Genomic DNA, 23366 nt, shown 5'->3' on the forward strand with positions numbered 1-23366 from the left:
CACGGCCGAGCAGTAAGAGCTCGTCACGGACGGCGGTCGCGCGAATCCTCGCGCGGCCGCCGTCTGGCATAGGTTGGGCGCACAGACCAAGGGGAGTGAGATGTCGGACGTCGTATCGCAGCAGATCCGGGACGTGGCGGAGGAGTGGCCGGTCCGCGCCAGCGAGACCCCCTTCCAGGGCCGGGTCACCGGGGTCCGTACCGACGAGGTGCTGATGCCGGACGGCGGCTACGCCCGGCGCGACTACCAGACCCACCCCGGCTCGGTGTCCGTCCTCGCACTCGACGACCAGCAGCGGGTGCTGCTGGTGCGCCAGTACCGGCACCCGGTGCGCCAGCGGCTGTGGGAGCTGCCGGCCGGCCTGCTCGACGTACCGGGGGAGAACCCGCTGCACGCCGCTCAGCGCGAGCTCTACGAGGAGGCGCACTGCAAGGCGGGGGAGTGGCGGGTGCTGGTCGACTTCTACACCTCGCCCGGCGGCACCGACGAGGCGCTGCGGCTCTTCCTGGCCACCGACCTCGCCGAGGCCGAGGGCGACCGCTACGCCGCGCACGGCGAGGAGCTGGAGATCGAGACCGCCCGGGTGCCGCTGGCGGAGCTGGTCCGGCTGATCCTCGCGGGCAAGCTGCACAACCCGACGCTGATCACCGGCGCCCTCGCGCTGCAGGCCGCTCTGACCGGGCCCGGCCTGGACGCGCTGCGTCCCGCCGAGTCGCCCTGGCCGGCCCGGCCCTTCCAGTCCGACTGACGACCGGCGGTCGGCGCTTGATCCTTAGGGGTGATTTGCCGGTTGGTAGTACCGGTGTCACCCCTTGCCGTGTCGGCCGGTCGAACTACGCTTCGCGGACGGGGCCCACCACGGGTCCGCTCCGCTGAGCGACTGGTCAGGAGTGGCGCAGGTGGCGAGGAAGACGGCGACGATGGACCCACGGCCCGCCGAGCCCGGGGCTCCTGACCCGCTGCCCGCCGGGCCCGCGCTGTGGACGGGGCGCCGGGCCGAGCTCGCCGCGCTCAGGGCAGCGGCCGTGCGGCCGGCCCAGGGACGCTGCCAGGTGCTGGTGATCGCCGGGCGGCCCGGCTCGGGCCGGACCTCGCTCGCCGTCCGCTTCGTCCGCTCGCTGGCCGCCGATTACCCGGACGGGGTGCTGTTCGCCCGGCTCTCCGCCCCCGACGGCGGGCGGGTCCCGCCCGGGCAGGCGGCCCGGCGGCTGCTGGAGCAGCTGGGGGCCGTACCCGGAGCGGCTCTGCTGCCGCTCGGCGCCGAGGGCGAGGACGAACCGGCGTGTGTCGCGCTGCGCGAGGCCCTGGCGGGCAAGCGGGTGCTGCTGCTCCTCGACGACGTACGTGACTCCGGACAGCTGTCCCCCCTGCTGGGCGATGAGCCCGGCTGCCTGGTCGTCACCACCACGGCGGGCCCGCTGACCGGGATCGAGGACATCGACCCGGTCATCCTCGGCGGGCTCGACCAGCCCGCGGCGGCCGAACTGCTCAGCGGCCTGGTCGGCGGGACCAGGATCAGCTGTGACCCCGTCGGGGCCGCCGAGCTGGCCGAGGCCTGCGCCGCCCGGCCGGCCGCGCTGCGGCTGATGGCCGGCTGGCTGCGGGACAGCCCCAAGGCGGCGGTCACCGACGCGGCCCGCGAGCTCGCCGCGCCGGCTCCGGCCCCGCCCGGGGCGGCGGGTGCGTCGGATGCCGCGGATGCGAAGCGCGGGGGAGGCAAGGCCGACGGGCGTCGTTCGAAGTCCGGGCCCACGGCGGAGACCAAGGCTGCGCCCGACGAACCGGTCGCCGGGCCGGTGCCCGTACCCGACACCGATCCGCTGAGCGGTGCGTTCACTCTGCTCTACCGTTCCCTGCCCGCCGCGCAGGCCCGGATGCTGCGGATGCTCACCCTTGCCCCTGCCCAGCTCGCCGACCTGCGGACGGCCTCCGCCCTGGTCGGCTGCCCGGCGCCGGAGGCCGCCGCCGCCCTGCAGAAGCTGGCCGAGCGCGAGCTGCTCGACCAGGAGCTGCCCGCCCACGACGGCACCCTTCGCTACCGGGTGCCCGGCCGGTTGTACGCGCGGCTCGTCCAGCTGCGGGAGAGCGCCGACCGCCCGGCCGAGGTGCAGCTGGCCCGGGCGCGGCTGCTGGAGCGGCTGGTCCGCCTGGTCGACTCGGCCCGGATGCTGCTCGACCCGTCCGCCGGCCCGGTCACCGACCCGCTGCCGGGGCCGCTCAGGCTGCGTACGGCTGCCCAGGCCTCCGGATGGCTGGTCGGTGAGCGCGATCTGCTGCTCGGTGCGGTGGCGGACGCGATCGGCCAGGCGGATCTGGACGGTTCGGCCGGGCGGCTGGTCACCGCCCTGCTGCGGGCGCTGCCGCTCACCGGCACCGCCGCGCCGGCCGACCTGTACCGGCTGCACGAAATGGTGCTCAAGGTGGCCGAGCGCGGTGGTGCCCCGCGCCGGGCGGCCGCCGCGCTGCTCAACCTGGGGGATCTGCAGTCCGCCGTCGGCCACTGGGAGCAGGCGGCCGACCGGTACCGCGCGGCGCTGGACCACGCCCGTGACTCGGCGGACGAACCCGCCTGTGCCCGCGCCCTGGAGGGCGTGGCCGAGTGCAGCCGGGCGCTCGGGGACCCGGTACGCGCCGCCGACTGGTACGGCAGGGCGCTCGCGCTGCGGCAGAGCCTGGGGGATCACGCCGCCGAGGCCCGGCTGCTCGCCCGGACCGCCGAGGCGCACACCGCGCAGCGCCGTTTCGAGGAGGCCGACCGCGAGTACCGCGCCGCCCAGGCCGTGCTCCGGCGGCTGGGCGACGAGCGCGGCCGGGCGGCCCTCGCGGCGGCTCTGGAACGCCTGCGGGAGCAGGTCGAGGGTGAGCGGGAGCGACTGACTTCGGAGTGATGTCCGTAATGTCGTTTCTCGGGGAGTTTGGCAGGGTTGGTTCCGCGCAAGCCTACGAACCTGCCAATGAGGCCAGCTGATTTATTCAGTTTGGAAGGCTGACGGATCTACTGGGCTTCATTACACTCGACCTTAGTCGCGCAGCGAACTGTGCCCCGGTGTCTCCGGAGGCTTCCCCGTGCGCGCCGCCCGCCGGTCTTCCCCGGCCGGGACCCCCAGGCAAGAGGGACGTGTTTAGCCGTGAAGGTCGGCATCCCCCGCGAGGTCAAGAACCACGAGTACCGCGTGGCCATCACGCCTGCCGGCGTGCATGAGCTGGTCCGCAACGGACACGAGGTCTTCATCGAGGACAACGCCGGTGTCGGCTCCTCGATCCCCAACGAGGAGTACGTGGCCGCCGGTGCCACCATCCTCCCCACCGCCGACGAGGTGTGGGCCACCGCTGACCTGCTGCTGAAGGTCAAGGAGCCCATCGCTGAGGAGTACCACCGTCTGCGCAAGGGCCAGACCCTCTTCACCTACCTCCACCTGGCGGCCGACCGTGCCGGCACCGACGCGCTCGTCGCGTCCGGCACCACCGCCATCGCGTACGAGACCGTGCAGCTCGCCAACGGCGCCCTGCCGCTGCTCGCCCCGATGTCCGAGGTCGCGGGCCGTCTCGCCCCGCAGGTCGGCTCGTACCACCTGATGCGTCCGGCCGGCGGCCGTGGCACCCTCCCCGGTGGCGTGCCCGGCACCCACCCGGCGAAGTGCGTCGTCATCGGCGGCGGCGTCTCCGGCTGGCACGCGGCCACCATCGCGATCGGCATGGGCTACGAGGTGACCCTGCTGGACCGCGACATCAACAAGCTGCGCGAGGCCGACAAGATCTTCGGCACGAAGATCAAGGCGATCGCCTCCAACGCGTACGAGCTCGAGGCGGCCGTGCTCGAGGCCGACCTGGTCATCGGCGCGGTGCTGATCCCGGGCGCCAAGGCCCCGAAGCTCGTCACCAACGAGCTGGTCTCCCGTATGAAGCCGGGCTCCGTGCTCGTCGACATCGCGATCGACCAGGGCGGCTGCTTCGAGGACTCCCGTCCGACCACGCACGCCGAGCCGACCTTCCAGGTCCACAACTCGGTCTTCTACTGCGTGGCCAACATGCCGGGCGCCGTCCCGAACACCTCCACCTACGCGCTGACCAACGCCACGCTGCCCTACATCGTGGAGCTGGCCAACCGTGGCTGGAAGGAGGCGCTGCGCCGCGACGCCGCCCTCGCCAAGGGCCTGAACGTCCACGAGGGCCAGATCACCTACGGCGCGGTCGCCGAGGCCTTCGGCCTGCCCGCCATCTCCCTTGACAGCGTGCTCGCCTGACCGCTGATCAGCTGAGACCGTGAGGTCTCCTGCCCCCGGCCCGCTCCCCTCGGGCCGGGGGCTTCGGCATGCCCGAAACGCGCTGGTGGCCGGTGGGTTGCTTCGAGATGTCAATTTATGTGCATCACGTCACCCGCCCTCGTGGGCCGACCGTCGCTGGTCACCCTCGCGGGAGGGTCGGCCTCCGCAGAAACGTTAGGGTCAAGGGGCTGCCCATCCCTTGACACGGAGCGGCTGGACAGCCGACACATCCTGCCCACTACCGTGGATTGTGTTGCTGCGGACGCCTTGAACGGCCTAGAGTCGCAAACCGTCGGCATGCTGCCACGCTGACGAATCGACATAGAGTCCTGGATGCCCAAGGAGGTAAGACGACTTGTGAATGAGTCGACATTTGCTCCCGGGGGTGGTCAGCCAGGACTGGCGGAGCACGCCGCCGGACAGCCGAACGAGGAGCACGCGGCCCGGCAGGCCACGGTGGGCTCGGTAGAGGTCGGCTCGGTCGCGGTCCGCACCTTCGAGGCGCGCCAGAGCACCGGCCCCGCCGTAACCGACTACGAAGCCGACCTGCCGTCACACGGCCTGGCCTACGGCGATTTCGCCTACGGCTCCTACGACGACCCGGACGCCGAGTACGAACCAGATCCGGAGTACGCCGCGACCCTTGCCCCTGACGCAGCCCGTCAGCGCCGCGAGCGGGTCGGCCCGACCGGCCGTCCGCTGCCCTACTTCCCGATCCCCGCGCCGCTCGCCGAGCACGGCCCCGCGCAGATCATCGCGATGTGCAACCAGAAGGGCGGCGTCGGCAAGACCACGTCGACCATCAACTTGGGCGCCGCGCTCGCCGAGTACGGTCGCCGGGTGCTCCTGGTCGACTTCGACCCGCAGGGGGCGCTGTCGGTCGGCCTGGGCGTCAACCCGATGGAACTGGACGTCACGGTCTACAACCTGCTCATGGAGCGGGGGCTGACGGCCGATGAGGTGCTGCTCAAGACCGCCGTCCCCGGCATGGACCTGCTGCCCTCCAACATCGACCTCTCCGCCGCCGAGGTGCAGCTGGTCAGCGAGGTCGCCCGCGAGTCAGCCCTGGCACGGGCGTTGAAGCCGCTGCTGCCCGACTACGACTACGTCATCATCGACTGCCAGCCCTCGCTGGGCCTTCTGACGGTCAATGCCCTGACGGCGGCTCACAGCGTCATCGTCCCGCTGGAGTGCGAGTTCTTCGCGCTGCGCGGGGTCGCGCTGCTCACCGAGACCATCGAGAAGGTCTGCGAGCGGCTCAACCCCGACCTGCGCCTGGACGGCATCCTGGCCACCATGTACGACTCGCGCACGGTGCACAGCCGCGAGGTGCTGGCCCGCGTGGTCGAGGCCTTCGGGGACCACGTGTTCCACACGGTCATCGGCCGTACGGTCCGCTTCCCGGAGACCACGGTCGCCGGCGAGCCGATCACCACGTACGCGACCAACTCGGTCGGTGCCGCCGCCTACCGTCAGCTCGCCAGGGAGGTGCTCGACCGGTGCCGCCCCGCCGAGTGAGTCTCCCGGGTGCCGACGAGCTGTTCCGGACCACCGGCGGGATGGCCCTGTCGCCCTCCCTCGGCCGGCCGGCCGAGGCGCCCAGAACGGAGACCGCCCGCGACGCGGGTGCGGCAGCGGCCGACGTGCCGCAGGCCTGTCCCGAGCAGCACGCCGGCCCCGCCGACGGGTCGACGGGTGGACGGCAGCACAGCAATGCGGCCGAGGAGCAGCAGGGCGAGGCCGCCCGGCGGGCCCGCCCCCGGGGCCGCGCGCCGCGCCGGCCGAGCGGGCGCGAGCGGCACGACGAGAAGATCACCGTGTACGTCTCCGCCGAGGAACTGATGGACCTGGAGCACGCCCGCCTTGTGCTGCGCGGCGAGCACGGGCTGGCCGTGGACCGGGGCAGGGTCGTCCGGGAGGCCATCGCCGTCGTGCTGGCGGACCTGGAGCAGCGCGGCGAGGCCAGCATCCTGGTGCGGCGGCTGCGCGGGCGCTAGAGGCCGCGTCGACGGCTGGTCGCGCACGCGGTTGACTGAACAGAGCCTCGCGCCCCCGGGTGGCGCCTTGCTGATGCGGTGCGTCGGGTGCGCGAAGATGGGGCGTCATGGCCAGCGCATCCGAATCCGTTGAGACCACCGCCGAGCAGCGTGGTGGCTTCAACGTGCGGCTGGACAACTTCGAGGGCCCGTTCGACCTGCTGCTCAGCCTGATCGCCAAGCACAAGCTGGACGTGACCGAGGTGGCGATGGCCCGGGTCACGGACGAGTTCGTCGCCCACATCCGGGCGATGGGGCCCGACTGGGACCTCGATGCCGCCACCGAGTTCCTGGTGGTCGCGGCCACCCTGCTCGACCTCAAGGCCGCCAGGCTGCTCCCGGCCGCCGAGGTCGAGGACGAGGAGGACCTCGCGCTGCTGGAGGCCCGCGACCTGCTCTTCGCCCGCCTGCTGCAGTACCGCGCGTACAAGCAGGCGGCGGCCGTCCTCGGCGAGCGCTGGGCGGCCGAGCTGCTCCAGCGGCCCCGGACCGTCGGCCTGGAGCCCCGGCACGCCGAGCTGCTGCCCGAGGTCGTGATCAGCATCGGCCTCGAGCGCTTCGCGCAGCTCGCGGCGAAGGCGATGACCCCGAAGCCGAAGCCGGTGGTCTACGTCGACCACATCCACACCCCGCCGGTCAGCGTGCGCGAGCAGGCGGGCCTGGTGGTGGAACTGCTGACCGCGCTCGGCGAGGCCACCTTCGGGCAGCTGGTGGCCGATGCCGGGGACACCCTGGTGGTGGTCGCCCGCTTCCTGGCGCTGCTGGAGCTGTACCGGGAGAAGGCGCTCGCCTTCGAGCAGCCCGAGGCGCTCGGCGAGCTGCTGGTGCGCTGGGTCGCGGAGGCGGACCGGCAGATCGAGGTGACGGACGAGTTCGACCGCCCGCCGGTCGAGAACGACGTGGAGAAGGGTGGCCCGTCATGACGGAGCAGCCGAGGCCGTCCAGGCGCTCCCTGGGAGTCCCCGGGCAGTCCCGGGCCCAGGAGTGGCAGGAGCCCGCGTACGAGCCCCTGGAGGCCGCGCACGAGTGGCAGGAGCCGGAGCCCGCCGTCCCGGTGGAGCCGGAGCCCGCCGTCCCGGTGGAGCCGGTGGCGGAGCCGGCCGAGCCCGGGGTGCCGCTGCGGGCCGCGCTGGAGGCCATTCTGATGGTGGTCGACGAGCCCGCCACGGAGGCGCACCTCGCCGCAGTGCTGGAGTGCCCGCGCGCCGAGGTGGCCGCGGCGCTGCGCGAGCTGGCCGCCGAGTACACCGCTCAGGGCCGGGGCTTCGACCTGCGGCTGGTGGCCGGCGGGTGGCGGTTCTACACCCGGGCCGACTGCGCCCCGGTCGTGGACCGCTTCGTTCTGGACGGCCAGCAGGCCCGGCTCACCCAGGCCGCACTGGAGACTCTGGCGGTCGTCGCATACCGGCAACCGGTGTCGCGGAGCAGGGTCTCCGCCGTACGTGGTGTGAACTGTGACGGCGTGATGCGTACCCTGGTACAGCGAGGGCTGGTGGAAGAGACCGGCTCCGAGCCCGAAACAGGTGCGATCCTGTATCGGACGACGAACTACTTCCTGGAACGGATGGGGCTGCGCGGCCTGGAGGAACTCCCAGAGCTGGCGCCCTTCCTGCCCGAGGTCGACGACGTGGAAGCGGAGTCCCTCGAGGGCACGATGATCGCAGAGGCGGTCGCCGCCGCACGTGCGGCGGGCGGCGGCGATGAGGGCGATCGGGCTGTGTCTGATTGCTAAGGGAGCGGTGAGGTCGACCGGCACGACTTGCACTCCCCAGACGGAAACGACGTACGGACTTCTTTGATGCGTAGCAGTGGCAACGGCAGGAACAGCAGCGGCGGTGGCGGGAGCCAGGGCCGTGGCGGACAGGGCGGGGGCCGGAGCGGCGGCGGCTCGTACGGTGGCGGCGGCTCCCGCGGGGGCTCGTCGTACGGCGGCAGCGGCGGTGGCGGGAGCCAGGGCCGTGGCGGCCAGGGCGGCGGCTCGTCCTTCGGCGGCGGCCGTGGTGGCGGTCAGGGCGGCGGCGCCGGCCGCGGCGGCTCGGCCCCGCGCAGCGGCGGTGGCGGCTCCTTCGGCCGCGACAGCCGCGACAGCCGTGACGGCCGGGACAACCGCGGTGGCGGCTCGTACGGCGGTGGCGGCGGCTCCTTCGGCCGCGACAGCCGTGACGGCCGGGACAACCGCGGTGGCGGCGGCTCGTACGGCGGCGGTGCCCGTCGTGACGACCGGCGCGACGACCGCCGGGATGACCGGCGCGACGACCGGCGGCAGTACCCCGACCGTCCGCTCCGCCCCGAGGAGCGCCGCTACGACCGCCCCGAGTTCGGCGGCGGCCCCAACGCCACCCCGAGCCGTGGCGGCTTCGCCGCGCGCCGTCCGTCGCCCGCCCCGCGGCCGCGCCGTGAGGGCCAGGGTGCCCCGGGCGACCCGCGCCGTCAGCCGCAGCGCTCGCGTGAGCTGCAGGCCAAGATCGAGGACGCGGTGCTGGCCCGGCACGACAAGCCGGCCGTGAAGCTTCCCAAGACCTTCGGCGAGCCCGAGGGCGAGCGCCTGCAGAAGGTGCTCGCGCGGGCCGGCATGGGCAGCCGCCGGGCCTGTGAGGAGCTGATCGAGCAGGGCCGGGTGCAGGTCAACGGCAAGCAGGTCACCGAGCAGGGCAAGCGGGTCGACCCCGAGAACGACGAGATCAAGGTGGACGGCCTGACCGTCGCCACGCAGTCGTACCTGTTCTTCGCGCTCAACAAGCCGGCCGGCGTCGTCTCCACCATGGAGGACCCGGACGGCCGCCAGTGCCTCGGCGACTACGTGACCAACCGGGAGACCCGGCTGTTCCACGTCGGCCGCCTGGACACGGAGACCGAGGGCATCATCCTGCTCACCAACCACGGCGAGCTGGCCCACCGTCTCACCCACCCCCGGTACGGCGTGACCAAGACCTACCTGGCCGCCATCCAGGGCCCGATCCCGCGTGACCTGGGCAAGACCCTGGCCAAGGGGATCGAGCTGGAGGACGGCTTCGCCCGCGCCGACAGCTTCAAGGTGGTCTCGAACGTCGGCAAGAACTACCTGGTCGAGGTCACCCTGCACGAGGGCCGCAAGCACATCGTCCGCCGGATGCTCGCCGAGGCGGGCTTCCCGGTCGAGAAGCTGGTCCGTACCCACTTCGGCCCGATCGCCCTGGGCGACCAGAAGTCGGGCTGGCTGCGCCGCCTGACCAACCCCGAGGTCGGCCAGCTCATGCGTGAGGTCGGTCTGTAGTCCCAGGTCATGAGGGCCTCCCCGCCGATCGGCGGGGAGGCCCTCATGCGTGCTGGGGGGATGTGGTGTGAGCCTGGACGCACCGGCTTGTCAGCTCAGGGACTCCTGGCAGAAGATGGCCAGCAAACGACGGCCCGCCGCGTGGCGGGACTGCGCCACCCGGGATGTGGCCACTGGGGGAAGGAGCGTTGTGCTCGACGCATTCGGAGTGCTCGGCCTGGGGCGGCCGGACGGACAGGTGTACGCGGCGCTGGTGATGGCGCCGCAGTCCACGGCCGAGGAGCTCGCCGAGCAGTGCGGGCTGACGCTCCAACAGGCCCGCGCCGCCCTGGACAGGTTGGCCGAACAGGGCATGGCCACCCGCGCCCCGGTCGACCGTGAGCGCTACCTCGCCGTCGCCCCCGACGTCGCCATCGGCACCCTGATCGGCCACCGCGAGGCCCAGCTGCGCAGTGCCCGTGCCGAGATGCACCGGCTGATGGACGCCTTCCGCGAGGCCTCGCGCTTCACCGATCCGGCCCACTCGGTCGAGGTGCTCAGCGGCGCCGAGGCGATCGCGCAGCGCGTGGAGCACCTGGTGGAGAGCGCCGAGTACCAGATGCGCGGCTTCGACTGCCCGCCGTACGTCCAGGAACCGGTGGCCTACCTGCCCCGGCAGCGTCAGCGGCTCAAGGCGGGCGTGCGGTTCCGGACGATCTTCGACAAGGAGGCCGTGGCCTGGCCCGGCCGGCTCGAGAAGGAGATCCTGGTCGGCGTCGCGGACGGCGAGGAGGCCCGGGTGCGTCCCGTTCTGCCGATGAAGATGATGATGGCGGACGACCGGATGGCGATCATCCCGATCAGCGTCGGTGACGCCGTCCTGGACGCCGCGTACGTGATCCATCCGTCCGCGCTGCTGCAGGCGCTGGACGGGCTGTTCGAGGCCGAGTGGGACCGGGCGGTGCCGCTGCAGGCGGCGATCGGCGACGGGGACGGCGAGCTGGAGCCGGAGGCGGACCACCGCAAGCTGCTCGGCCTGCTCGCGGCGGGACTGACGGACGAGTCCATCGCGCGCTCGCTCGGCTGGAGCGCCCGCACCACCCAGCGGCGGTTGCAGACCCTGATGCGGCAGCTCGGCGCCACGACCCGCTTCCAGGCGGGGATGGCGGCCCGCGAGCGCGGCTGGCTCTGAGAGCCCGGACCGGGGCCCGGCGGGGTCAGCTCCAGGGCACCAGGGTGCTCCACCGGCCGTCCGGGCCGCGTTCGAGCTTCTCCAGCCCGACCACGGCCGTCCGGTTGAGCCGGCCGTAGATGTGCGGGAACAGCACGCCGGGGGTGGAGCCGGGCGGCGGGGCGCCGGTGGGTGCCTCCCACTTCACCATCGGCTCGACCAGGTTCTCCTCGATCAGCAGGGCCATCAGCGGGCCCGGCGCGTCCTGGTAGAAGGCGTTGGCCACGGCCAGGGCTGTCTGCTCGTCAGCCGAGCAGTGGATGAACCCGTCGGTCAGCAGGGAGGCGGCGGTGTACGGCCGTCCGGGGTCGCGAAGCCAGTCGTCCAGGGGTGCGAGGTGGTAGATCATGTCTCCCTTTGTACCGGATTGAGGGGGTCGTGGAGTCGACGGTCAGATCCCGGCGACCTTGGCCGCCGCCGAGACCTCGTACACCAGGGTGACGGTCCGTCGGCCGCCCGGCGGCAGCGTGACGTCCCAGCGGACGATGCCCTCGGCGTCGAGCTCGTCCGGTGCGGGGGAGCAGGACTCCTTGCGCAGGCGGACCTCCACCGAGGAGACCTCGGAGACCGGGACCCGTTCGCGGACGGTGACCAGCTGGTCGTCGTGCTCCTGGGGGCCTGAGAAGCGGGAGAGGTGCAGGCGCACCGTCCGGGTGACCACGGTGCGCTGGCTCAGGCCGGTGCTGCCCCTGGTCTCCTCGGCCTCGCGCACCACCCGGTAGCCGTCCGAGCTGCCGAAGGACAGCTCGACGGGGGCGCCCGGGGCGGTGAACGGCAGCTCGCCGCGGCCGGTGAAGCCGCTGCCGAGGATCAGGTCCGCCGGGCCGGCGAGCAGCGCATGGCCGGACTCGTTCCGGAACCGGACCACCCGGGTGACCAGGGGGGAGAGCTCGGGGGCGCAGGCGTACTCGCTGCTCGCCGGTGCCGTGAAGACGCTGAGCGGCACGCGGTGGGCGCGGCCGTCACCGGGGACCGACGCCGGGTGGGCCGCCCTCAGCACGCGCACCTCGCCGCCGTCGTCCACGCCCGGCAGGCCGCCGGCCGCCGCGGGGCCGGTGGTGCTGATCTCCTCCTCGCGCAGCTCGACCTCGACCGTCCGGCGCTCCTCCGCGGTGCGCTCACGCAGCGTCAGCACGTCCTCCGCCAGCCGCGGCGGCTCCCCGGCCAGGGCGGACCTGGCGGTCGAGAGCGTCAGCCGTACGTCCGACCAGTCCTCGCCGGTGCGCTGCCAGACCACCGCCTCGGTCTCCACCCGGAGGGTGCCGTCGGCCAGGGTCACGCGGTAGGCCGGGCGCCACAGGGCGCACGGGGTGAGGTGGACGAGGCTCAGCACCGCCTTGCCCGCGGTGGCGGCCTCGATGGTCAGCTCGACGTGCGCGACCAGCTCGGCGGGCTCCTCCTCGGCCAGCTCCAGGGCCTCTTGGGCCTGGCTCACCTCCTCCTCGACGGCGCGCAGGCGGGCCCGCACGGTGCGCAGCTGCTCGCCGTAGGACTCCCGCTCGGCGTCCACCCGGTCCAGTTCCCTGGTCCAGCGGGCGCGCTCGATCTCACCGTGGCCGGCCCCCTCGCCGACCTCGCGCAGCAGGTCGGCGGCGAGCTGGGCGAGCAGCGCGAGCCGGGCCTCCAGCCGCTGCCGACGGCCGGTCGCGGCGAGCTGCTCCTGCTCCAGGGCGTGGATGCGGTGGCGTAGTTCGGAGTCCTCGGTGCCGGGCGGGAGCGGGGCGCGCGGGGTCCAGGAGCGGACGATCCGGGTGTCGAGGACCTTGGCGTCCGGGTGGTCCGCCAGCTCCGTACGGAGCGAGCGGTCGACGGCGAGCGCGCTGATCGGGCCGAGGCGCAGACGCTGGACGCCGACGGTCAGGTCGAGGACGGTGGTGCGCTCGACCAGGGCGCGGTCCTCCAGGCAGGTGACGGAAGTGACGGGAAGGGCGGTCATGGTTCAGTTCCTCCGGTTTCCGCCGAGGAGGGCCTTGCCGGCCGGGATGCGGATCTCGTAGCCGCCGTCCAGCTCGGCAGTGCCGTGGGCGGGCAGGTCGACCCGCCACAGGCGGGTGCTCGGCGGGCAGGTCTCCGAGGGTTGGTCAGGTGCCGTCCAGCCGGCTCGTTCCTCGATCCGGATGTCGGCGTCGGAGGTGACCGGGACGCGTTCGCGGACCTCCACCGTGACCGGGTGGCCGAGGCGGTTGGCCAGCTCCACGTGGACGCGGTGGTCGAGCACGGTGATGTTGTTGCGCAGACCCGCGGTGGACTCGCGCAGCTCGGTGCGGCGGGCCACCTGGATGCTCTCCGCCACCCCCAGGCCCACCCGCCGGGTGCCGCCGGGGGCGAGGGTCGGCAGGGCGGCGGTGAGCAGGAACTCGCCGTCCACCGTGACCTCGACCGGCCCGGCGAGCAGAGCCCGGTCGGTCGCGTTGCCGAGCACCAGCGTGCCGTAGACGGTCTCCTCGACCGACGGCACGCAGACGTACTCGTGCTGCAGTGCGACCGGGATCTCCCCGACCGTGACGGTGTGCCAGCTGCCGTCGGAGGGGATGTCGACCGGGGCGGCGGCGTCGTAGCGATGGTCGAACGAGCCGGCCGACTCGCGGGGGCGGACGGCGTGCCGGGGGAGCGGCAGGGCCGCCACGGCCTCGGCGCGGTGGCGGTACTCGGTGGTGGCCAGGTCGGAGGTGCCGGCCGGGAGCAGACGCCCTCGGCGGTCCGGGCGCTGGTCGGGGCCGTGGAGCGCCAGCTCGGCGTAGTCGAGCCACATCGGGTCGGGGTGGGGCGGGCCGGCAGGCTCGGGCGGCGGCGGTGCCGCGGCTGCGAGGGCAGCGGGTGCCGCTTGGGCCGCGGGGGCGGCCATCCGCATGCGCGGGGCCATCGCGAGGGGGGCTCCGCCCGGTGCGGGTGGTGCGCCTGCGAACCCGGCGTGCCCGGGAGCGGCCGGGGCCTGCGGTGCGGGTGGGGCCGGCGCCGGGGGTGGGGCCATGCCGTACGCGGCGGGAACCATGCCGCCCACGGCCGGCGGGTACTCCGGGACGCCGAGCATCCCGCCGCCCGCCGGGCCCGCCACGGCCACCATCTGCGGTCGGCGCGGCTCCGGGCGCGGGCCCGCCGCGTCGTACCCCGCGAAGAGCTCGGCCAGTCCGCCCGGTGGCTCGCGCCAGCCGGACGGCGCGGGGGCCGGCTGCCGCCGCCCGATCCGGATCGAGCGCAGCTTCGGCAGCTCGGTGCGGCGCAGCAGGTCGGCGGTGGAGAGACCGAGCCGTACGCCCGTCCAGTCCTCGCCGGTGCGCTGCGCCACCGAGGCGCGCAGCACCAGCGTCCCGCTGCTCTCACCCTGACGGTGGCTCAGCCGGTACGACGGCACCCAGACCGCGCCCGGGACGCCGTACTCGAGCTCGATCTCCAGCTCGCCCTCGCCGGCTCCCACGAGGGTGAGGACGGCGGTGGCGCTGGTCCCCACCGGGCCGGCGGGCTCGGCGGTGGAGGCCCGGGAGAGCCGCTCCCGGGCCACGTCGAGGGCGTGTTCGGTGAGGCGGAGCTCGTCGGTGAGCTGCTCGGCGCGGCCGTGCAGGGCGGCCAGGCGGCCGTCCACGAAGTCGGCGAGCTCCAGCCAGGCGTCGGCGGGCGTACGGCGGTGCGGCTCCTCGCGCCTGCGCGGCGGGGGGACGGCGCGCAGCGCGGTGATCTCCTCGATCCGGCTCAGCTGGAGCGAGTGGCGCTCGCGGGCGGCGTCCACGTCCTCCCGGGCCTGCTCGACGGCGCGGAGCAGTTCGGGCAGTTCGCCGGCCTCGCGCAGCTCGGCCGCCACCTCCAGCCGGGCCTCGGTGACCCGGGCGCCGTCGCCGAGCACCCGCGCCCGCAGCGAGCCGCCGTCGAGGGCGCGGGGCAGACCCGTCAGCCGTACCCGGCCGTCCGGCGGCACCAATCCGCGCGCCCGCCGCCGGCAGAGCGCGCCGGACGCGTAGACCACCACCGAATCCAGTACCGACTCCCAGTTCCGTGCCGTCTCCGCCGCCACCCCTGTAGCCCTTCGTCGATGCCACCCCGGGCGCCCAGTCTGCCCCCGGGGTACCCGGGTGGCAGTGGATTTGCGCCGCGTGCCGTGCAATGGCCGTGCAATGCCATGGAGGGGGACGGCGGTGGCCTCGCCGCCGGTTCTTGCCGGAGGTACACGGACTGAGGCGCCCGGGGCCGCGCGGGCCGTACCGGTGCGAGAGGATGGGTGACCACCGGGCCCGTCATCAGGTTCAGGCCCGTTCTCAGGTTTCAGGAGACGTACCCCGCCATGCGCACTGTCGCCGTCGTCGGCACCGGACTGATCGGCACCTCCGCCGCGCTCGCCCTCACCCGGCGCGGGCTGCACGTCCATCTCGAGGACGCCGACCCGGACGCCGCCCGTACGGCCGCCTCGCTCGGCGCGGGCACCACGGAGACGCCGGACGGGCCGGTCGACCTGGCGATCATCGCGGTGCCGCCCGCGCTGGTCGGCAAGGTGCTCGCCGACTGCCAGCGCCGCGGACTGGCCCGCTGGTACACCGACGTCGCGAGCGTGAAGTCGGGCCCCCGGGCCGAGGTCACCGCGCTCGGCTGCGACACCGTCCACTACATCGGCAGCCACCCGATGGCCGGGCGCGAGCGCTCCGGCCCGCTGGCCGCCCGCGCCGACCTCTTCGAGGGCCGGCCCTGGGTGCTCACCCCGACCCCGGACACCGACACCGAGACCCTCAACGCCGCGCTCGAACTGGTCGCCCTCTGCGGCGCCATGCCGATCGTGATGGACGCCGCCGCGCACGACCGGGCCGTCGCGCTGGTCTCGCACGCCCCGCAGCTCTTCTCCTCGCTGGTCGCGGCCCGGCTGGAGCACGCGGACGAGACCGCCGTGCGGCTCTCCGGCCAGGGCGTGCGCGACGTCACCCGGATCGCCGCCTCCAACCCCGCGATGTGGGTCGACATCCTCTCCGCCAACGCCGGGGTGGTCGCCGACATCCTGGAGGAGCTCGCCGCGGACCTCGGCGACACCGTCACGGCGCTGCGCGCCCTGCAGACCGCCGACGAGGGCGAGCGCCGGTCCGGGGCGGCCGGGATCGAGGCCGTGATGCGCCGGGGCAACGCCGGCCAGGCCCGCATCCCCGGCAAGCACGGCGCGCCGCCCACCCGCTACGAGACCGTCGCCGTCGTCCTCGGCGACCAGCCCGGAGAACTCGGCCGCCTCTTCGGCGAGGTCGGCGCCCTCGGCGTCAACATCGAGGACGTGGCGATCGAGCACTCCTCCGGCCAGCAGGTCGGCTTCGTCCAGCTCTCCGTCGCCCCGGCCGCCGTCAAGCGGCTCACCGTCGCGCTCCGGGAACACGGGTGGAGCGTGCGGGACTAGCCCGGCAGAGCGACACCGGGGGCTCGGTCAGGGATCGCCCACCAGTGGCAACCGGCCGGTCTCCGTGGCGAGTCGACGAGCCGCTCTCCACGGTCGCTGGGACGATACGCCAATGGCACCAGGGGCAGGCACTCCCAAGAGTTCGGCGACGGCGCGACTGGTCCTGCTGACACTCGCAGCCGGGCAGTTCCTGATGCTGCTGGACAGCTCTGTCATGAACGTGTCGATCGCGACGGTGGCCGATGACGTGGGCACCACCGTGACCGGGATCCAGGGCGCGATCACCGCCTACACGCTCGTGATGGCGATGTTCATGATCCCGGGCGGCAAGGTCGGCGCCCTCATGGGCCGCAAGCGTGCGTTCATGATCGGCTGTGTCATCTACGGCTGCGGGTCCCTGACGACGGCGATCGCCCCGAACCTGCCCGTGCTCCTGCTCGGCTGGTCGTTCCTCGAGGGGGTCGGGGCGGCACTCATCCTGCCCGCGATCGTGGCGCTCGTCGCCGGCAACTTCGTGGCCGAACGCCGGCCGGCCGCCTACGGACTCGTCATGGCTGCCGGGGCCGTGGCGATCGCGGTCGGGCCGCTCATCGGGGGCATCGCGACGACGTACTTCTCCTGGCGCTGGGTCTTCGCCGGTGAGGTCGCGATCGTGCTCGGCATCCTGGTGCTCGGCCGCCGCATCGAGGAAGCGCCGGCCACCACGCGCCCGCACATCGATCTGGTCGGGGCCGTGCTCTCCGCCCTCGGGCTCGGGATCTTCGTCTTCGGCGTACTCCGCTCGGACGAGTGGGGCTGGTTCCTCCCGAAGCCCGACGCACCCGCCTGGCTCGGGATCTCGCTGGTCGTGTGGCTGATGCTGGCGGGAGTGCTCCTGATCTGGCTCTTCCTCCGCTGGGAGGCCCGGGTGGTGGAGCAGGGCGGGGAGCCACTCGTGGACCCGGCCCTGCTGCGGAACCGGCAGCTCTCCGGCGGCCTGACGATCTTCTTCTTCCAGTACCTCGTGCAGATGGGGGTCTTCTTCGTCGTACCGCTCTACCTGTCGGTGGCGCTCGGCCTGTCCGCGCTCAAGACCGGCGTACGCATCCTGCCGCTCTCCCTGACACTGCTGGCTGCGGCGATCCTGATCCCGCGCTTTCTTCCCGACGTCTCGCCGCGGCGCGTGGTGCGGATCGGGATCTTCTCGTTGCTCGTGGGTGCGGTGGTCCTGCTGGCCGCGCTCGACGCGGACGCGGGGGCGGAGATCGTCACCGTCCCCCTCCTGCTGATCGGGCTCGGCATGGGCGCGCTGGCCTCCCAGCTCGGGTCGGTCACCGTCTCCGCGGTGCCGGACGAGCAGAGCGCGGAGGTCGGCGGCGTCCAGAACGCCGTCACCAACCTCGGCGCCTCGATCGGTACGGCACTCGCCGGTTCGATCATGATCGCGGCGCTCACGACGTCGTTCCTGACCAGCATCGAGCAGAATCAGGCGATCCCGGCCGAGGTCACCAGCCAGGCGACGGTCGAGCTCGAGGGCGGCGTGCCCTTTCTGTCGGACGCCCAGCTCACGGCCGCCCTCGACGAAGCGGGCGTGAGCGCGGAGGTGACGCAGGCCGCGCTCGACGCGAACGCGGCAGCGAGGCTCGACGGCCTGCGCGCGGCGCTCGCCGTCCTCGCCCTCACCGCTCTCCTCGCGATGTTCTTCACCCAGCGGATCCCGACGACCCAGCCCCGTTCGACAGAGCCGTAGCGGCGGCCGGCTCCGTCCTGGCCGTGCGGGACACCTCCGCGCGCTGCCTCTTACTCCCGCTGCCTCCCATCGACCATCGCCGCCTCCGGCCGTCCCCGGCGTCTCCGCCTCCGGCAGGCGGCAGGGGTGTGCCGAGTGCTCGGCCGGGCCCTGGTGCCACGGCGGTCGGAGCGTCTGCGCCGGTCGACTAACCTTGTTGTAGTCATTCAGCTCAGGCACAGAGAGAGGTTCGCCCCGTGGACACTGCCGACCGAGCGCACGCCCCGGTCGTCGTCGCCATCGACGGACCCTCCGGCTCCGGAAAGTCGACCGTCTCGCGGGCGGTCGCCGCCCGGCTCGGGCTGAGCTTCCTGGACACCGGCGCGATGTACCGCGCGATGACCTGGTGGATGCTGGCCAACGACGTCGACGTCAACGACCCCGAGGCCGTCGCCATCGCCTGCGGCAAGCCGGTGATCGTCTCCGGTACGGACGCGGACGGCCCGACCATCACGGTCGACGGCCAGGACGTCTCCGGCCCGATCCGCGGCCCGGAGGTGACCGCGCACGTCAGCGCCGTGGCCGCCGTCCCGCAGGTGCGGACCCGGCTGGTCGAGCTGCAGCGCGGCTGCGCCGAGGTCGCCGAGCGGGGTATCGCCGCCGAGGGCCGGGACATGGGCAGCGTGGTGTTCCCGGACGCGACAGTGAAGATCTTCCTCACCGCCTCCGAGACCGCCCGCGCCGAGCGCCGGGCCGCCGAGCTGCGCGCCAAGGGCGTGGACGAGGCGACCATCACCGCGATGGCCGCCGACCTCGCCCGCCGCGACGCCGCCGACTCCTCCCGGGAGACGGCGCCGCTCACCCAGGCGCCCGACGCCGTGCTGGTCGACACCAGCGAGCTCACCCTGGACCAGGTGATCGACCGGATCGCCTCCCTGGTGGAGGAGCGGGCCGGGCTCTCCGCAGTCTGACGACTGCTGCCCGGGAACGACCCCCCCGGGAACGACCTACATACTTGCGCTGCCCGCTACGAGGGCAGGCCGCACCGCGCTGCCCGTCAGGGCAGGTACGCACGGCACGTCCCTGGGAAGGGCCGTGCCGGGAAATGGACATACGGAAAATGAGCAACGAGACCGCGACCGGCTCGCACGGCGAGCTGGACGCGTCCGAGTACGCGGAGTTCATGGCGCTCGCCGCCGAGGAGGGCTTCGACGCCGAGGACATCGACGGGCTCGGCGACGCCGACCACAGCCCACTGCCGATCCTGGCCGTCGTGGGACGCCCGAACGTCGGCAAGTCGACCCTGGTGAACCGCATCATCGGCCGCCGTGAGGCCGTCGTCGAGGACCGCCCCGGCGTGACCCGTGACCGCGTCACGTACGAGGCCACCTGGAACGGCCGCCGCTTCAAGCTGGTCGACACCGGCGGCTGGGAGCTGGACGTCCTCGGCCTCGACGCCATGGTGGCCGCGCAGGCCGAGCTCGGCATCGAGACCGCCGACGCGGTGCTCTTCGTGGTGGACGCCACCGTCGGTGCGACCGACACCGACGAGGCGCTGATCAAGATCATCCGCCGGGCCGGCAAGCCCACCGTGCTCTGCGCCAACAAGGTCGACGGCCAGTCCACCGAGGCGGAGGCCGCGTACCTCTGGTCGCTCGGCCTCGGCGAGCCGTACCCCGTCTCCGCGCTGCACGGCCGCGGCTCCGGCGACCTGCTGGACGCCGTGATGGCTGCTCTCCCCGAGGCCCCGCCGCAGACCTTCGGCACCGCCCTCGGCGGTCCGCGCCGCGTCGCCCTGATCGGCCGGCCCAACGTGGGCAAGTCCAGCCTGCTCAACAAGGTCGCGGGCGAGGACCGGGTGGTCGTCAACGAGCTCGCCGGCACCACCCGCGACCCGGTCGACGAGCTGATCGAGCTGGGCGGGAAGACCTGGAAGTTCGTCGACACGGCCGGTATCCGCCGCCGGGTCCACCTCACCGCGGGCGCCGACTTCTACGCCTCGCTGCGCACCGCCTCGGCGCTGGAGAAGGCCGAGGTCGCGGTCGTCCTGATCGACGCCAGCGAGACGCTGGCCGAGCAGGACACCCGGATCATCACGATGGCCGTCGAGGCCGGGCGTGCCGTCGTCATCGCCTACAACAAGTGGGACCAGATGGACGAGGAGCGCCGCTACTACCTGGAGCGCGAGATCGAGCAGGATCTCGTCCAGGTCCAGTGGGCGCCCCGGGTCAACGTCTCGGCGCTGACCGGTCGCCACATGGAGAAGCTCGTCCCGGCGATCGAGACCGCGCTGGCGGGCTGGGAGACCCGTATCCCGACCGCACGCCTGAACGCCTTCCTCGGCGAGCTGGTGGCCTCCCACCCGCACCCGATCCGGGGCGGCAAGCAGCCGCGCATCCTGTTCGGCACCCAGGCGGGCACCCGTCCGCCGCGGTTCGTGCTGTTCGCCTCGGGCTTCCTGGAGGCGGGCTACCGCCGCTTCGTGGAGCGCCGTCTGCGCGAGGAGTTCGGCTTCGTCGGTACGCCGATCTCGATCTCCGTGCGGGTGCGCGAGAAGCGCCGTAGGAAGTAGGAAGCACTCGTCGAACGGACGGAGGCCGGGCACCCGATCAAGGGGTGCCCGGCCTCCGTCCGTTCGGCCCGGGGCAGGGGTTGGATCAGCTCTCGCCGGGGACCCGGCCCGGCGGCAGCGACAGCATGCTGCGGTGCCGCCCGCCGACCCCGGAGGTGGCCGATGAGGTGGGGGACAGGTAGCCGCTCGCCACCCAGCCCTGCCCGCTGGAGAACTGCCCGCCCGAGCTCTGGCCACCGGAGCCCAGCCCACCGGAGCCCAGCCCACCGGCGGACTGCTGGGCGGGCATGAACTGCGGGGTGCCCTGGGCGTGCCCGGGGTAGGTGTGGAACGCCTGCTGCTGCGGGTACCCGACCGACTCGGCGCGGGAAGCGTAGCTGTCCCGGACGGCGAACCCGGCGAAGCGCAGATCCTCCTCGCCGCTGCGGTCGCCCGGCAGGGCCCGGAAGAGTCTCCGGTACTCCGAGTACAGCGCGTCATAGATCGGGGTCGCGGACGAGGGGTGCTCCGCGTCGTACGACGGGCGCATGCCCGGGATCGAACGGCTGGTGGTGGGCTGACGGTGGGTCGCGGCGACGTCGTAGCTGTACACGTAGGAGCCAACGAGCGAGACGGCCCGGGGATGCGGGCCCGGAGCACGGCGGCCTATGCCAGTCCCGGCCCCGGGCCCGCACCGGGGGCGGTCAGGTACCCGCGAGCGGCAGGGCGGCCGCGACCAGCAGACCCTGGTTTGCGGCCCGCTCGAGGGCCATCCGGAGCAGGTCCTCCCGGGGCTGACGGCCGATGGTGCCGGCCGGGGCCGCGTACATCGTCACCTCGGACTGCCGCCCCGCCGCGATCCGCCAGGCGTCGGTGACCTGGAGCGGCTGGTGGGCCTGCCACCAGGCGGAGGTGCCGCCGGTGGCGGACGGCTGCAGGATCGCGTGCAGCTGGCCCATGGCCATCAGCACCGACCACCCGGGCAGCTGAGCCGGGGCCTTGTCGACGTCCAGGACGGGCTGGAAGCCGTTCTCGGCCAGCAGGGACAGGAACTCGTCCTCACCGGAGACGTTGCCCGGGCGTCCGACCGGGCCGGTCGGCTCGACCACCACGGCGGCGTGGCCGGTGTCGCCGCACAGCACCAGGCCGCACGTGATGCCGAGCACGGCGGGCTGACCGCTGCCGGGGGCGGCGACGGCGGCGGCGTTGTTCGGCGAGCCGCCGTTGAGCAGCCCGTTGTTCGGCGAGCCGCCGTTCGGGGGAGCGCTGGTGAGCAGGAGGCCGTCGGCGGGGGCCGGTGCCGGGGCACTGCCCTGGGTCTGGCTGATGCTGCGTACCGCGCCGAGCAACTGCTCCTCGGAGACGGGCACCACCTGGGAGGGGATGCAGCGGGTGTGGGCGAAGGCCAGTACGGCCGTCTCGTCACCGACGAACAGCACCGTGCTGGTGGCCTCCTGGGTGGAGTTGCCAGGGGTTCGACAGGAGGTGCAGTCATAGGTGTCGGGCGCGTGGGCACCGGCGAGCAGGCGATCTGCCTCGTCGTCGCCGATCTCCGCTCGGACCTCGTCGCTGACATCGAGCATGCGCGGCACGGGGACTCCTCGGTTCGTCAGGGGGGTGGCGCGGGCGCGCCCGGCCGCCTTTACCAACGGACCGTTGTGGCTCGGGTCACGGGTGAGCTCGACAGCGACGGGATTTGCCGCAAATCTGACTGCGATGTGTGGACGAGTGGTCGCAATCTGTCGATGCTGTGCCCGAGCTCACAGGGGTCAAGCTGTGACGGGGACCATACAGACACATGGTTTGATCATGGAATTAGGGCGCAAATCGGACATAAGGCCTCTGTTTACTTGATCTTTACCGTCGGTAACGGCCTGCTGAGCTGCGAATACCCGAAAACGTTTGGCGCCCGCCTGGGCGGCTCGTAGCTTCGTAACCAGTGCAACGAGCACTACCCGGGTTCACCCCCGACGCACGGCCCGCCGGTTCGCCCGGCGGCGCAGGTGCCCACCGACGCGACAGCTCAGAGAGCGGCGCAGGTGCATGGAGGGTTGCCGGGGCGGCACGCACGTCGGAAACGTGACGGCCGTCTTGCGGACGAGGCAAGCGAATCACGCCCACAGGGCTTGGTTCCGCATGCCCGCCCGGGGATGTCGAGAGGAATCACATGACCTTCCGTAACGAGACCGCCGCTGCCACCACGACCTCCGCCCCCAAGCGCAACCGCGTGCGGATGGCCCTGATGGGCGGCGCTCTGGTCGCCCTTCCGGTGGCCGGCCTCGTCACGGCCACTTCGGCCTCCGCCGCCTCGGTGTCCACCTGGGACGCCGTCGCCCAGTGCGAGAGCACCGGCAACTGGAGCATCAACACCGGCAACGGCTTCTACGGCGGCCTGCAGTTCACCTCCAGCACCTGGGCCGCGTACGGCGGCACCCAGTACGCGCCGCAGGCCAACCAGGCCACCAAGGCCCAGCAGATCACCATCGCCGAGAAGGTCCTCGCCGACCAGGGCCCCGGCGCCTGGCCGGTCTGCTCCGTCAAGGCGGGCCTGACCAAGGGCGGCGCCGCCGCCCAGGTCGACACCGGCTCCGCCGCGGCCTCGCGCTCCGAGACCCGCGCCGCTGCCCCCAAGGCCGCCCCGCAGGCCGCCGCGCCGAAGACCGAGGCCCCCAAGGCCGCCGCCGCCCCGAAGGCCGCCGCCGCTCCGAAGGCCGCCGCACCGAAGGCCACCAAGGCCCCCGCGGCCCCGGCCAAGAAGACCAACGGTGGCACCTACACCGTCAAGAGCGGCGACACCCTGAGCGACATCGCCGCCGCCAAGGGCCTCGACTGGAAGACCCTGTACCACAACAACGCCGGCGTCGTCGGCGGCAACCCGGACCTGATCTTCCCGGGCCAGGTCCTCTCGGTCTGACGCATCGCGTAGCGCCCCGCGCGCAACGTACGCATCGCGTACCCGACACCGCCGGCCGTCCCCACTCGTG

The 23366-nt window shown here is 73.2% G+C and carries 19 protein-coding genes; 14 read left to right on the plus strand and 5 right to left on the minus strand.

Going from position 1 to position 23366, the window contains the following annotated elements:
• Positions 1 to 100: 100 nt before the first annotated feature.
• The 9 genes from FB465_RS26430 (at position 101) to FB465_RS26470 (ending at position 10725) form a co-directional block, all read left to right on the plus strand.
• Positions 101 to 748: an NUDIX domain-containing protein gene (locus tag FB465_RS26430; protein ID WP_145794437.1), complete on the plus strand. Its 648-nt coding sequence runs from the start codon at positions 101 to 103 to the stop codon at positions 746 to 748.
• Between the two features lie 151 nt (positions 749 to 899).
• Positions 900 to 2888, plus strand: a complete 1989-nt coding sequence (locus tag FB465_RS26435; RefSeq protein WP_145794439.1) for a tetratricopeptide repeat protein — start codon at positions 900 to 902, stop codon at positions 2886 to 2888.
• Positions 2889 to 3128: 240 nt separating this feature from the next.
• Positions 3129 to 4244, plus strand: coding sequence for an alanine dehydrogenase (gene ald / locus FB465_RS26440; RefSeq protein ID WP_145794441.1), 1116 nt, complete (start codon positions 3129 to 3131; stop codon positions 4242 to 4244).
• Positions 4245 to 4622: 378 nt separating this feature from the next.
• Entirely contained in the window at positions 4623 to 5783 is a 1161-nt protein-coding gene (locus FB465_RS26445) for a ParA family protein (protein ID WP_145794443.1), read from the plus strand.
• Entirely contained in the window at positions 5780 to 6262 is a 483-nt protein-coding gene (locus FB465_RS26450; protein ID WP_145794450.1) for a hypothetical protein, read from the plus strand. Before FB465_RS26445 ends, FB465_RS26450 begins: the two co-directional genes overlap by 4 nt.
• Positions 6263 to 6369: 107 nt before the next feature.
• Complete coding sequence (locus FB465_RS26455; RefSeq protein ID WP_145794452.1) at positions 6370 to 7224, plus strand: segregation and condensation protein A; 855 nt, start codon at positions 6370 to 6372, stop codon at positions 7222 to 7224.
• A gap of 221 nt (positions 7225 to 7445) precedes the next feature.
• The gene (gene scpB, locus FB465_RS26460; RefSeq protein WP_246193333.1) at positions 7446 to 8033 is read left to right on the plus strand and encodes an SMC-Scp complex subunit ScpB; all 588 of its coding nucleotides are present in this window, start codon (positions 7446 to 7448) and stop codon (positions 8031 to 8033) included.
• A gap of 66 nt (positions 8034 to 8099) precedes the next feature.
• Positions 8100 to 9554, plus strand: a complete 1455-nt coding sequence (locus tag FB465_RS26465) for a pseudouridine synthase (RefSeq protein ID WP_145794456.1) — start codon at positions 8100 to 8102, stop codon at positions 9552 to 9554.
• Positions 9555 to 9744: 190 nt separating this feature from the next.
• Positions 9745 to 10725: a helix-turn-helix domain-containing protein gene (locus tag FB465_RS26470; RefSeq protein WP_170290693.1), complete on the plus strand. Its 981-nt coding sequence runs from the start codon at positions 9745 to 9747 to the stop codon at positions 10723 to 10725.
• 25 nt (positions 10726 to 10750) lie between these two features.
• On the opposite strand, the gene FB465_RS26475 is transcribed toward FB465_RS26470, so the two are convergent.
• From FB465_RS26475 to FB465_RS26485, 3 genes are read right to left on the minus strand one after another with little or no spacing between them, the layout of a single operon-like run.
• Complete coding sequence (locus tag FB465_RS26475) at positions 10751 to 11113, minus strand: DUF952 domain-containing protein (RefSeq protein WP_145794460.1); 363 nt, start codon at positions 11111 to 11113, stop codon at positions 10751 to 10753.
• A gap of 42 nt (positions 11114 to 11155) precedes the next feature.
• A complete protein-coding gene (locus FB465_RS26480) occupies positions 11156 to 12700 on the minus strand; it encodes a mucoidy inhibitor MuiA family protein (RefSeq protein WP_145794461.1) in 1545 nt (514 codons plus the stop codon).
• Positions 12701 to 12703: 3 nt separating this feature from the next.
• A complete protein-coding gene (locus tag FB465_RS26485) occupies positions 12704 to 14770 on the minus strand; it encodes a DUF4139 domain-containing protein (protein ID WP_246192847.1) in 2067 nt (688 codons plus the stop codon).
• 267 nt (positions 14771 to 15037) lie between these two features.
• On the opposite strand from FB465_RS26485, the gene FB465_RS26490 reads away from it, so the two are divergent.
• The 4 genes from FB465_RS26490 (at position 15038) to der (ending at position 20403) form a co-directional block, all read left to right on the plus strand.
• Positions 15038 to 16123, plus strand: coding sequence for a prephenate dehydrogenase (locus FB465_RS26490; protein WP_145794465.1), 1086 nt, complete (start codon positions 15038 to 15040; stop codon positions 16121 to 16123).
• 112 nt (positions 16124 to 16235) lie between these two features.
• Positions 16236 to 17852, plus strand: a complete 1617-nt coding sequence (locus tag FB465_RS26495; protein ID WP_145794467.1) for an MFS transporter — start codon at positions 16236 to 16238, stop codon at positions 17850 to 17852.
• Positions 17853 to 18088: 236 nt separating this feature from the next.
• On the plus strand, positions 18089 to 18802 hold the full coding sequence (cmk, locus tag FB465_RS26500) for a (d)CMP kinase (RefSeq protein WP_145794469.1): 714 nt from the start codon (positions 18089 to 18091) through the stop codon (positions 18800 to 18802).
• A 149-nt stretch (positions 18803 to 18951) separates the two neighbouring features.
• Positions 18952 to 20403 (plus strand): ribosome biogenesis GTPase Der, encoded by a 1452-nt coding sequence (der, locus tag FB465_RS26505; protein ID WP_145794470.1) that lies wholly within the window; start codon positions 18952 to 18954, stop codon positions 20401 to 20403.
• Between the two features lie 85 nt (positions 20404 to 20488).
• Here der and FB465_RS26510 read toward each other — a convergent pair whose 3' ends face one another.
• Both FB465_RS26510 and FB465_RS26515 read right to left on the minus strand, forming a co-directional pair.
• Positions 20489 to 20995, minus strand: coding sequence for a hypothetical protein (locus tag FB465_RS26510; RefSeq protein ID WP_145794472.1), 507 nt, complete (start codon positions 20993 to 20995; stop codon positions 20489 to 20491).
• 91 nt (positions 20996 to 21086) lie between these two features.
• Positions 21087 to 21974 carry a hypothetical protein gene (locus FB465_RS26515; RefSeq protein ID WP_145794474.1) on the minus strand — a complete coding sequence of 296 codons (888 nt, stop codon included), beginning with the start codon at positions 21972 to 21974 and terminating at the stop codon, positions 21087 to 21089.
• 575 nt (positions 21975 to 22549) lie between these two features.
• Between FB465_RS26515 and FB465_RS26520 the strand changes: the two genes are divergently transcribed.
• Positions 22550 to 23296 carry a LysM peptidoglycan-binding domain-containing protein gene (locus FB465_RS26520; protein ID WP_145794475.1) on the plus strand — a complete coding sequence of 249 codons (747 nt, stop codon included), beginning with the start codon at positions 22550 to 22552 and terminating at the stop codon, positions 23294 to 23296.
• Positions 23297 to 23366: the final 70 nt, after the last annotated feature.

Source organism: Kitasatospora atroaurantiaca (assembly GCF_007828955.1).
Taxonomy (GTDB): domain Bacteria; phylum Actinomycetota; class Actinomycetes; order Streptomycetales; family Streptomycetaceae; genus Kitasatospora; species Kitasatospora atroaurantiaca.

Bases quoted from the DNA above. Each gene is read 5' to 3' on its own strand.
- FB465_RS26465 (WP_145794456.1), top strand. From the start codon at position 8,100: ATGCGTAGCAGTGGCAACGGCAGGAACAGCAGCGGCGGTGGCGGGAGC.
- FB465_RS26480 (WP_145794461.1), bottom strand. From the start codon at position 12,700: ATGACCGCCCTTCCCGTCACTTCCGTCACCTGCCTGGAGGACCGCGCC.
- FB465_RS26520 (WP_145794475.1), top strand. From the start codon at position 22,550: ATGACCTTCCGTAACGAGACCGCCGCTGCCACCACGACCTCCGCCCCC.
- FB465_RS26475 (WP_145794460.1), bottom strand. From the start codon at position 11,113: ATGATCTACCACCTCGCACCCCTGGACGACTGGCTTCGCGACCCCGGA.
- der (WP_145794470.1), top strand. From the start codon at position 18,952: ATGAGCAACGAGACCGCGACCGGCTCGCACGGCGAGCTGGACGCGTCC.
- scpB (WP_246193333.1), top strand. From the start codon at position 7,446: ATGGTGGTCGACGAGCCCGCCACGGAGGCGCACCTCGCCGCAGTGCTG.
- FB465_RS26455 (WP_145794452.1), top strand. From the start codon at position 6,370: ATGGCCAGCGCATCCGAATCCGTTGAGACCACCGCCGAGCAGCGTGGT.
- FB465_RS26490 (WP_145794465.1), top strand. From the start codon at position 15,038: ATGCGCACTGTCGCCGTCGTCGGCACCGGACTGATCGGCACCTCCGCC.
- FB465_RS26430 (WP_145794437.1), top strand. From the start codon at position 101: ATGTCGGACGTCGTATCGCAGCAGATCCGGGACGTGGCGGAGGAGTGG.
- FB465_RS26495 (WP_145794467.1), top strand. From the start codon at position 16,236: ATGGCACCAGGGGCAGGCACTCCCAAGAGTTCGGCGACGGCGCGACTG.